Genomic DNA, 8588 nt, shown 5'->3' on the forward strand with positions numbered 1-8588 from the left:
GAAGGTGCGCGGCGACGCGCTGCCCTACTATACGGGCGTCGAAACCCAGCACATCACGCGCGCCAGCCGCTATGTCTCGGCGATCACCGGCTTCCCGGTGCAGTTCAACAAGGCGATCGTCGGCAAGAACGCCTTCGCCCATGAGAGCGGCATCCACCAGGACGGCATGCTGAAGGACCGCGGCACCTACGAGATCATGAGCCCCGAGACCGTGGGGCAGGGCGCTTCCAACCTAGTCATGGGCAAGCATGCAGGCCGGGCCGGCTTCCGTGAGAAGCTGAAGGAGCTGGGCTACGAACTGGGCCAGAACGCCCTGAACGAAGCCTTCCAGCGCTTCAAGGATCTGGCCGACAAGAAGAAGCACGTCTTCGACGACGACATCGTGGCCCTGGTCGACGACGCCCTGGCCTCGGGCGCCGACCGCATCCAGGTCAAGCATCTGCGCGTGATCGCCGGCACCGACGGTCCGCAGGAAGCGACGCTGACGGTCTCGGTCGACGGCGATGAACGCTCGGCCACGGCGACCGGCGATGGCCCGGTGGACGCGGTCTTCAACGCGATCCACGAAGTGGTGCCGCATACCGCCATGCTGCGCCTGTTCCAGGTGCATGCGGTGACCGAGGGCACCGACGCCCAAGCCCAGGTCTCCGTGCGTCTGGAGGAAGACGGCCGGATCGCCACCGGTCAGGCCGCCGACACCGACACCTTGACCGCTTCGGCCAAGGCCTATGTGAACGCGCTCAACAATCTCTTCGCCCGTAAAGAGAAGACCGCCCCCGAGGCGATCGCCAGCGGCTTCTAACCGCCCCCGCCCAGGCGGGATTTCAAGGCAATATCTCCGCGTCCCGGAGGCTCAGCTCTGAGCCTCCGGCTGCGTGCGCGCGAGCGGGACCAGATACATGCTGTGGATTTTACTGACAGCGGCCGCCGCGCCGCTGCAGGTGGCGCGCAACGCGCTGCAACGAGGTTTGGTGGGCGACGCCGGGCCCTGGGGCGCGACGCTGGTGCGTTTCCTGTTCGGGTTGCCGTTCGCCCTGGCGATCTTCGCCGTGGTGGCGTTGCTGACCCCAGGCGCCGCGCCGCAGTCTTCGTGGCGGTTCTGGATCGCCATCTCGGTCGGGGCCTTCGGGCAGGTGGTGCAGACCGGGCTGCTGCTGCTCGCCATGCGGCGCTCGGGCTTCGCGGTCGCGACCTTCATGCAGCAGACCAACCTGCCGTTGGCCGGGCTGCTGGGGTTGTTTGTGTTCGGCGACGCCATGGGGCTCGGCGGTTGGATGGGCCTGGCGGCGACCACGGTCGGCCTGGGCATCCTGTCCTGGCCTTCGCGCGCCATGACCAAAGGGGCGTGGACCGGTTCGGTCCTCGGCGTCGCCTCCGGCGCGGCGATGGCGGTGGTGCTGAACGCCTATCGGCAGGCGGGCCTAGCGCTGGAGCCCGCCCATCCGATCTACGCCGCCACGGCCGCAGTCTGCGTCGCCCAGGCGCTGCAGTCGCTTGGCTTGACGGCGATCCTGGCCATGACCCGTCCGGCGGCGCTGCGGGCGGTGGCGGCGTCATGGCGCGAGTCGCTGGGCGCCGGCTTCTGCGGCGCGGCGGCATCGGCCTTCTGGTTCAGCGCGCTCGCCTTGGCGCCGGCGGGGCAAGTGCGGGCGGTCGGGGTCATCGAACTGCCGGTCGCCGCCGCGGTCGGCCGGCGGTTGTTCAAGGAGCGGCTGACCGTCCGGCAGGTCGTGGGCGGGATCATCACCGCGCTGGGCGTGGTGGTCACCGCCCTGGGCTGACCTCTTCAGCGAGGCCTTGGATATCGTCGTGGAGTAACGTTATGTAGTCCAACTTCATAACCTGACGGGAAGCCCCTCGTGAGTATGAGCGCCGACGGCTTGGACGCAGCCCTGTTCCTTCGGCGCGGCGCGAGCCGGGTCGGGGCGGAGCGGATCGCCCTGCTACAGGCGGTGGCCGAAACCGGCTCGATCAGCGCCGCCGCCAAGCAGGTGGGTCTCAGCTACAAGGGCGCGTGGGACGGCGTGCAGGCGCTGAACAACCTGTTCAACGGCCCGCTGGTGGCGGCGCAACCCGGCGGCCGCCAGGGCGGGGCGGCCAGCATCACCCCACGCGGCCATGCGGTGATCGACGCCTTTCACAAGGTCGACGCCGAGTTGGGTGAAGCCCTGGCGCGCCTGGAGGCCAGGCTGGCGGGCGATCACGAACTTGACGGATTGTTCTGGAGCCTTGGCATGAAGACCAGCGCGCGGAACGCCTTGCGGGGCGTGGTCAGTCGGGTCACGGAGGGCGCGGTCAATTCCGAGGTCGCGCTCAAGGTGGCGGACGGCGTCGAGATCATCTCGATCATCACCCGCCAGAGCGTGCAGGACCTGGGCTTGGCGCCCGGCAAGCCGGCCATCGCCCTCATCAAGTCGAGCTTCATCGTGTTGGCCAAGGGCGAGGGGCTGATGACCTCGGCCCGCAACCAGCTTCGCGGCGAGGTCAGTCATCGCGAAGACGGCGCGGTCAGCAGCGAAATCACGCTGTCGTTGGCGCACGGCAAGACCCTTACCGCCACCATCACCAGCGAGAGCGCGCAGGCCCTGGGGCTGGCGGTCGGCGATGTGGTCACCGCGCTGATCAAGGCGCCCCACGTCATTCTGGCGGTCGAATAGGACCTGCCCAGGCGAACCCACGTCTTCGTCACCCGGCCGCCGCTGGACATCACTAAGGGATAGATCGATGAAACTGCTTCATTGGATCGCCGCCGTCCTCGCCGCCTCGCTGATGGCGAGCGCGGCCCAGGCCGCGCCGGTGACCGTGTTCGCCGCCGCCTCGCTGAAGAACGCCTTGGATGAGGTGGGGGCGCAATACGCCAAGAGCGGCGGCGACGCGCGGTTCGCCTATGCCGCCTCGTCAGCCATCGCCCGGCAGATCGAGCAGGGCGCGCCGGCCGACATCTATGTCTCGGCCGACAGCGACTGGATGAACTATCTGGCCGACCGCAAGCTGATCGTAGCTTCCAGCCGCAAGGACCTGCTGACCAACAACCTGGCCCTGATCGCGCCGGCGGACTCCAAGGTCGCTTTGAAGATCGGCAAGGGAATGCCGCTAGCCAAGGCGCTCGGCGACGGGCGCCTGGCGGTGGCCGGTCCCGACGTGCCGGCCGGCAAGTACGCCAAGGCCTCGCTCGGCGCACTCGGCGTCTGGGACAGGGTGTCGGGCAAGCTGGCCCAGGCGGAGAACGTGCGGATGGCGCTGCAATATGTGGCGCGCGGCGAGAGCGCGCTGGGGATCGTCTACGACACCGACGCCAGGGTGGAGCCGAAGGTGCGCATTGTGGGGCTGTTCCCGGCCGGAACCCATCCGAAGATCGTTTATCCGGTCGCCCGGGTGGCCGGGTCGAAGAACCCCGAGGCCGCGAAATTCCTGGCCTTTCTCAGCGGCCCGCAGGCTGCGGCGGTCTTCCGCAAGTACGGCTTCACGGTGCTCCCGCGCCGCTAGGCGGCAGGGCGCGTTCACGCGATTGCGAACCCGGGCGGCCTTTGGTTCGCCCCAACTCGGCCCATGTTGAAAGGGAAGCTGAAGCATAGTTGGCGGCCGGAAAGCCGCCCTGTTGAGATTGCGTAGAGTTGGAGATCGATATGCTGATCCGGAACGTTCTGCTGGAGAGCGACATCGTGCTGGACGTCCAGGCCCCCGATAAGGCCGCGGTGCTGGCCCGGGCCGCGGTTCAGCTGGCACGCCGCACCGGCTTGGATCAGCAGACGATCAACGACGCCTTGGTCGCCCGCGAACAGACGGGCTCCACCGGTTTTGGATCAGGCATCGCCATTCCGCATGCGTTGGTTGGCGGCATTTCCGCGCCTGCCGCCTGCTTCCTGCGGCTCAGTCAGCCCGTCGCCTATGTCGCCATAGACGACCGGCCGGTCGGCATGGCTTTCGGTCTGTTGTGGCCCAAGCAGGACACGCGCGGCTTCCTGCCAGGCCTGGCCCAAGTGGCGCGGATTCTACGCGACGGGCCGACGCGCAAGCTTCTGCGCACCGCGCTTACGCCTGCGGCGGCGCTGGCCTATCTCGATCAAGCTGTCGAGGCCGAGGAAGCGACGCCGGCTGAGGAGCCGGTTCACGCCGGTCAGGGCCTCTATCTCCAGTTCGCCTGACAGGCTCCGGAGGATTTCGTCACCGCGCCTTTCGCTTGGCCAATGCTAGCGGCGCCAGCGCCGCCAGCACGCCGGCGACATTCGCGAAGAGGTCCTTCGTCTGGAATGTTCCCGAGACGATACCAAAGATCTGGGTGATCTCCAGGCCGGCGCCCAAAGCCAGATAGAAGCCGCCGATCAACCAAGGCTTGGTGCGCGGCAAGGCGGCGATACTCAGCACCGTCAGCAGGTAGCCGTAGATGATGTGCATGGTCGCGTCGGCCGGCGGCGCCCATTTGCGCGCGTTGTAGTGCGGATCCAGCGCCCCGACGAGGCACACTGCGAAGACGACGAGCAGGGCGGCCCGACCGCCCCAGGTGATCACTTTCTGCATGGCTTCCAGTTAGCGCGCTTCGCCGCGCGCGCCTATTGGGCGGCGAAGAACGCGTCGGGGCTGTCGACCTCCACCAGACGGTTCTTGCGGATCTCCAGGAACCGGGTGGCCGCCGAGCGCGTGAAGTAGCGGTCGTGCGACACGAACAGGCAGGCGACGTCCGAACTTTCGAGCTGCGCCTCCAGCGCCTCCTGGCCTTCGATGTCCAGGTGGTTGGTCGGTTCGTCCAGCAGGTAGAGGTTCGGCTTGGCGAGCTGCATCCTCAGGAAGGTCAGCCGGGCGCGCTCGCCGTGGCTGAGATCGCCGATCGGGCCCTTGATCCGCACATAAGGGAAGCCGGGCTTGGCCAGCAGGGCGTTGGCGTCGCGCGTTGTCGCCCCGTCGATTTCGGCCAGGTAGTCGACCAGGCTGGTCTTCAGCGGCAAGGCGGCCATTCGCTGGTCGAAATAGACCAGCCGGCTCTGCGGGTTGAAGCGGATCGGAGCCTGGCCGTCATAGTGCTCAAGCTCGGGGTCGAAGGCGCGGGCCAGGGCGCCTAGCAGCATCGACTTGCCGGTCCCATTGACGCCCAGCAGGGCGATCCGGTCGCCCTTCGAAACGGCCAGGCGATCGATGTGGAACAGCTTTCGGCCGCCGTCGGGCGTGGTGACGGCGTAGTTCTGGATGCGCAGGGCGACCTTTGCGTCCATCTCGCCGTCGTGCAGTTCCAGCCGGCGCTCGCGGGCCGAATAGGCGCCGGTTCGCTCGGCCTCGATGCGTTCGATGCGTTTTTCTGTGGCCTTGGCGCGCTTGTCGAACTTGTCGTTCTTCACGCCCCAGACCCGGTAGCGAGCGGCGACCTTCTGCAGTCGCTCGATCTCCTTGGTCTCTAGTTGCCGGCGGACGGCGTCGGCGGCGTCGCGTTGGAGCAGGGCCTCGCGCGCCTCGATGAACGGGGTGTTGAAGCTGTGGGCGCCGTCAGCGCGCAGGAACAAGGTGCGGCTGGTGGTCCGCTCCAGGAACTCGCGGTCGTGGCTGACGATCAGCATGGGCAGCCGGTCGTTCTCGCCGAGCCAGGTCTCCAGTGTGTTGATGTTGGAGAGATCCAGGTGGTTGGTCGGTTCGTCGAGGATCAACAGATCAGGTTCGGACAGCTTGGCCGCCGCTGCGATCAGCATCAGTCGTTGCCAGCCGCCGCTGAGCGACCCGAAGGCTTGCTGGGCGGTTTCGTAGGACACGCCGATCTCATCCAGCAGGACATCGACCTTCCAGTCTTCCGACCCGTCGGTGGAGGGCAGGGCGCTTTCCAGCACTTCGCGGACGGTGCGGTCGGCCAATCCCTTGGGGACGTCCTGCGGCACGTAGCCGATCTTCAGGCCGCGCGAGCGCACGATCTGGCCGTCGATCAGCTCCAGTTCGCCGAGCAGGCACTTCAGCAGGGTTGATTTGCCGGCGCCGTTTTCGCCGACCAGGGCGGTGCGCGCGTCGTCCAGCTGGAAGCTCACGCCCTCGAATACGCGGCTGGAGCCGTAGAAGAAGCTGGCGTTTTCGACGCCCAGAACGGCCTGGCGGGATGACATGTGATGCGCTGACTTGATCGTAACAGTGGTAGGCGGAGGCGAATTAGTAGTCGCCGCCGAGGGGCGCGGCTGTAGCTCCTGGGCGACAGTCCTGCGACTATCGCCGCCCGAACGGCCGAGGGCCTAGCGCTCGTATGGCGCGAGACCAGCGGGTCTCATGGATCGAAGCTCTTGGGATGGCTTTGGGCTCCGCTTCCCGTTGAATCGTGAAGCTTAAGCATGTCGCGGGAGGTCTGGCGGCGGCTCGTCGCATCACTCGCGTGCGACGCGAAACCACACGCCTGTCATTAAGCCTTGAAATGAACCCAATGGCAGGGCACACGGACCATCTGTCCTGCAAGCGGAGGCTGACGCCGCATGACGTTTCGAGATTCGAAACGAAGCGTTGGCAGCCTGGGCTTCGCATACCCCGCCAATCCGCTCTCCACCCCCAGGGCCCTGCATGTTTTCGTCCCTCTTCGGCGCTATCTCCAACGACATCGCCATCGATCTCGGCACCGCCAATACCCTCATTTACATGAAGGGTAAGGGCATCGTTCTGAACGAGCCCTCCGTCGTGGCGCTCCGCAACGTCGGCGGCCGCAAGGTCGTTCACGCCGTGGGCATCGAGGCTAAGCAGATGCTCGGCCGTACGCCCGGCCACATGGAGGCGATCCGCCCCATGCGCGATGGCGTCATCGCCGACTTCGAAGTCGCCGAAGAGATGATCAAGTACTTCATCCGCAAGGTTCACAACCGCAAGGGCTTCGTGAATCCGAAGGTGATCGTGTGCGTGCCGTCAGGCGCCACCGCCGTTGAGCGCCGCGCGATCAACGATTCCTGCCTTAACGCTGGCGGTCGCCGCGTGGGCCTGATCGACGAGCCGATGGCCGCGGCGATCGGCGCCGGCCTGCCGATCCACGAGCCGACCGGTTCGATGGTCGTCGACATCGGCGGCGGCACCACCGAGGTGGCCGTGCTGTCGCTGTCGGGCATCGTCTATTCGCGTTCGGTCCGCGTCGGCGGCGACAAGATGGACGAGGCGATCATCAGCTACATGCGCCGCAACCATAATCTGCTGATCGGCGAAACCACCGCCGAACGCATCAAGAAGGAAATCGGCACCGCCCGGGCTCCGGCCGACGGCGAAGGCCTGTCGATCGAGGTCAAGGGCCGCGACCTGATGCAGGGCGTGCCGCGCGAAGTTCGCATCAGCGAAAAGCAGGCGTCCGATTCGCTGGCCGAGCCGGTCGGCCAAATCGTCGATGCGGTGAAGATGGCTCTGGAAGCCACGCCGCCGGAACTGGCGTCCGACATCGCCGACAAGGGCATCATGCTGACGGGCGGCGGGGCTCTGCTGCGTGGCCTGGACGCCGAGATTCGGGACCATACCGGTCTGCCGGTGACCGTCGCCGACGACCCGCTGTCGTGCGTCGCGCTCGGCTGCGGCAAGGTGCTCGAACATCCGAAGTGGATGAAGGGCGTTCTCGAGTCCACCCTGGCGTAGAATTCGCGAGTCGCGGCTTGGGGGAGGTCTCCCTAGCTACGCCTTGGAAGCGAGCAGGTTCAGGTGGCTCTTCGTGAGAATCCGTTCGGCGAAGTAAGGGTCCCGCTGGCATGGACGGCCGGGGTGGCCCTTGTGGTTGGCATCATCGTGGCTGTGGGCCTGCTGATGTCGGACCGGCGGGAAACCTTCAGATCAGAAGCCTATGGCGTGACACGCCAGGTGGGCGACGCCGTTGCCGCGCCGGTCACCGGCTTCCTGGTGACGCCCGGCCGTTGGATCGGCGACGGCGTCAATTCGGTGCGCGGCTACTTCTTTGCGGTCTCCGAAAACCGACGGCTGAAGGCGGAGCTTGCCGAGGCTGCGGAATGGAAGAACGCGGCGCTGGCGTTGCGGGACACCAACACTCGCTACAAGGCTTTGCTGGGCCTGAAGACTGATCCCCCCATTCCCATGGTCGCGGCGCGGACGGTCAGCGAGGCGCGCGGACCGTTCTCCAATACGCGCCTGGCGAACGCCGGACGGGAGAAGGGCATCATCACCGGCAACCCGGTGATGAGCGAGAACGGCCTGATCGGGCGGGTCATCGGTGTAACCGATGGCGCCAGCCGGATCCTGCTGCTGACGGACATCGCCTCGCGCACGCCGGTCATGATCGAGCGAACCAATGCGCGCGCAATCCTGACCGGCGATGGCGGTCCCAATCCCCGGCTCGAATATTTGCGCGGCCAGGAGCCGGTGAAGCCGGGCGACCGGCTGGTGACGTCCGGCGACGGCGGGGTGCTGCCGCGTGGCCTGCCGGTCGGTTTGGCCGTGAAGGGCCTGGACGGGCGCTGGCGTGCGGTTCTGGCCTCCGACGCTGCGCCGGTCGATTTCGTCCGCATTCTACTGTTCCAGGACTTCTCGCAGCTCAGCGCCGCCGCGGCCGCCGAACTCGACAAGATGCCGGTGCCGCCGCCGGCCAGCCCGATGCCCGCGGTGGGCGTGACTGCGGCCGGCGCGACGGCCGCTGCGCCAACGACGACGGC

Annotated in this window: 9 protein-coding genes; 7 read left to right on the forward strand and 2 right to left on the reverse strand. The window is 67.0% G+C overall.

Annotation, left to right across the window (positions count from 1 at the left end):
• From Q8M13_RS07960 to Q8M13_RS07980, 5 genes are all read left to right on the forward strand, one after another.
• On the forward strand, window positions 1-802 hold an 802-nt coding region (locus Q8M13_RS07960), incomplete at its 5' end, for an alpha-isopropylmalate synthase regulatory domain-containing protein (protein WP_305299256.1).
• 97 nt (window positions 803-899) lie between these two features.
• Window positions 900-1781, forward strand: a complete 882-nt coding sequence (locus Q8M13_RS07965; protein WP_305299257.1) for a DMT family transporter — start codon at window positions 900-902, stop codon at window positions 1779-1781.
• An 84-nt stretch (window positions 1782-1865) separates the two neighbouring features.
• Window positions 1866-2657 carry a TOBE domain-containing protein gene (locus Q8M13_RS07970; RefSeq protein WP_305299264.1) on the forward strand — a complete coding sequence of 264 codons (792 nt, stop codon included), beginning with the start codon at window positions 1866-1868 and terminating at the stop codon, window positions 2655-2657.
• Between the two features lie 67 nt (window positions 2658-2724).
• Window positions 2725-3486, forward strand: a complete 762-nt coding sequence (gene modA / locus Q8M13_RS07975) for a molybdate ABC transporter substrate-binding protein (protein ID WP_305299258.1) — start codon at window positions 2725-2727, stop codon at window positions 3484-3486.
• A gap of 140 nt (window positions 3487-3626) precedes the next feature.
• Complete coding sequence (locus Q8M13_RS07980; RefSeq protein ID WP_305299259.1) at window positions 3627-4145, forward strand: PTS sugar transporter subunit IIA; 519 nt, start codon at window positions 3627-3629, stop codon at window positions 4143-4145.
• A 19-nt stretch (window positions 4146-4164) separates the two neighbouring features.
• Here Q8M13_RS07980 and Q8M13_RS07985 read toward each other — a convergent pair whose 3' ends face one another.
• Together Q8M13_RS07985 and Q8M13_RS07990 are read right to left on the reverse strand one after the other, a co-directional pair.
• On the reverse strand, window positions 4165-4518 hold the full coding sequence (locus Q8M13_RS07985; protein WP_305299260.1) for a hypothetical protein: 354 nt from the start codon (window positions 4516-4518) through the stop codon (window positions 4165-4167).
• A gap of 32 nt (window positions 4519-4550) precedes the next feature.
• Window positions 4551-6077 (reverse strand): ABC-F family ATP-binding cassette domain-containing protein, encoded by a 1527-nt coding sequence (locus tag Q8M13_RS07990; RefSeq protein WP_305299261.1) that lies wholly within the window; start codon window positions 6075-6077, stop codon window positions 4551-4553.
• A gap of 442 nt (window positions 6078-6519) precedes the next feature.
• On the opposite strand from Q8M13_RS07990, the gene Q8M13_RS07995 reads away from it, so the two are divergent.
• A complete protein-coding gene (locus Q8M13_RS07995) occupies window positions 6520-7563 on the forward strand; it encodes a rod shape-determining protein (RefSeq protein ID WP_305299262.1) in 1044 nt (347 codons plus the stop codon).
• A 63-nt stretch (window positions 7564-7626) separates the two neighbouring features.
• Window positions 7627-8588: rod shape-determining protein MreC (gene mreC, locus Q8M13_RS08000; RefSeq protein ID WP_305299263.1), on the forward strand; the 962-nt coding region annotated here is incomplete at its 3' end.

The sequence above is a fragment of the Phenylobacterium sp. genome (assembly GCF_030681155.1).
Lineage (GTDB): Bacteria > Pseudomonadota > Alphaproteobacteria > Caulobacterales > Caulobacteraceae > Phenylobacterium.

What these genes read in the sequence shown, in the direction of transcription:
- Q8M13_RS07965 (WP_305299257.1), top strand. Translation starts at nt 900, where the DNA reads ATGCTGTGGATTTTACTGACAGCGGCCGCCGCGCCGCTGCAGGTGGCG.
- Q8M13_RS07970 (WP_305299264.1), top strand. Translation starts at nt 1,866, where the DNA reads ATGAGCGCCGACGGCTTGGACGCAGCCCTGTTCCTTCGGCGCGGCGCG.
- modA (WP_305299258.1), top strand. Translation starts at nt 2,725, where the DNA reads ATGAAACTGCTTCATTGGATCGCCGCCGTCCTCGCCGCCTCGCTGATG.
- Q8M13_RS07980 (WP_305299259.1), top strand. Translation starts at nt 3,627, where the DNA reads ATGCTGATCCGGAACGTTCTGCTGGAGAGCGACATCGTGCTGGACGTC.
- Q8M13_RS07985 (WP_305299260.1), bottom strand. Translation starts at nt 4,518, where the DNA reads ATGCAGAAAGTGATCACCTGGGGCGGTCGGGCCGCCCTGCTCGTCGTC.
- Q8M13_RS07990 (WP_305299261.1), bottom strand. Translation starts at nt 6,077, where the DNA reads ATGTCATCCCGCCAGGCCGTTCTGGGCGTCGAAAACGCCAGCTTCTTC.
- Q8M13_RS07995 (WP_305299262.1), top strand. Translation starts at nt 6,520, where the DNA reads ATGTTTTCGTCCCTCTTCGGCGCTATCTCCAACGACATCGCCATCGAT.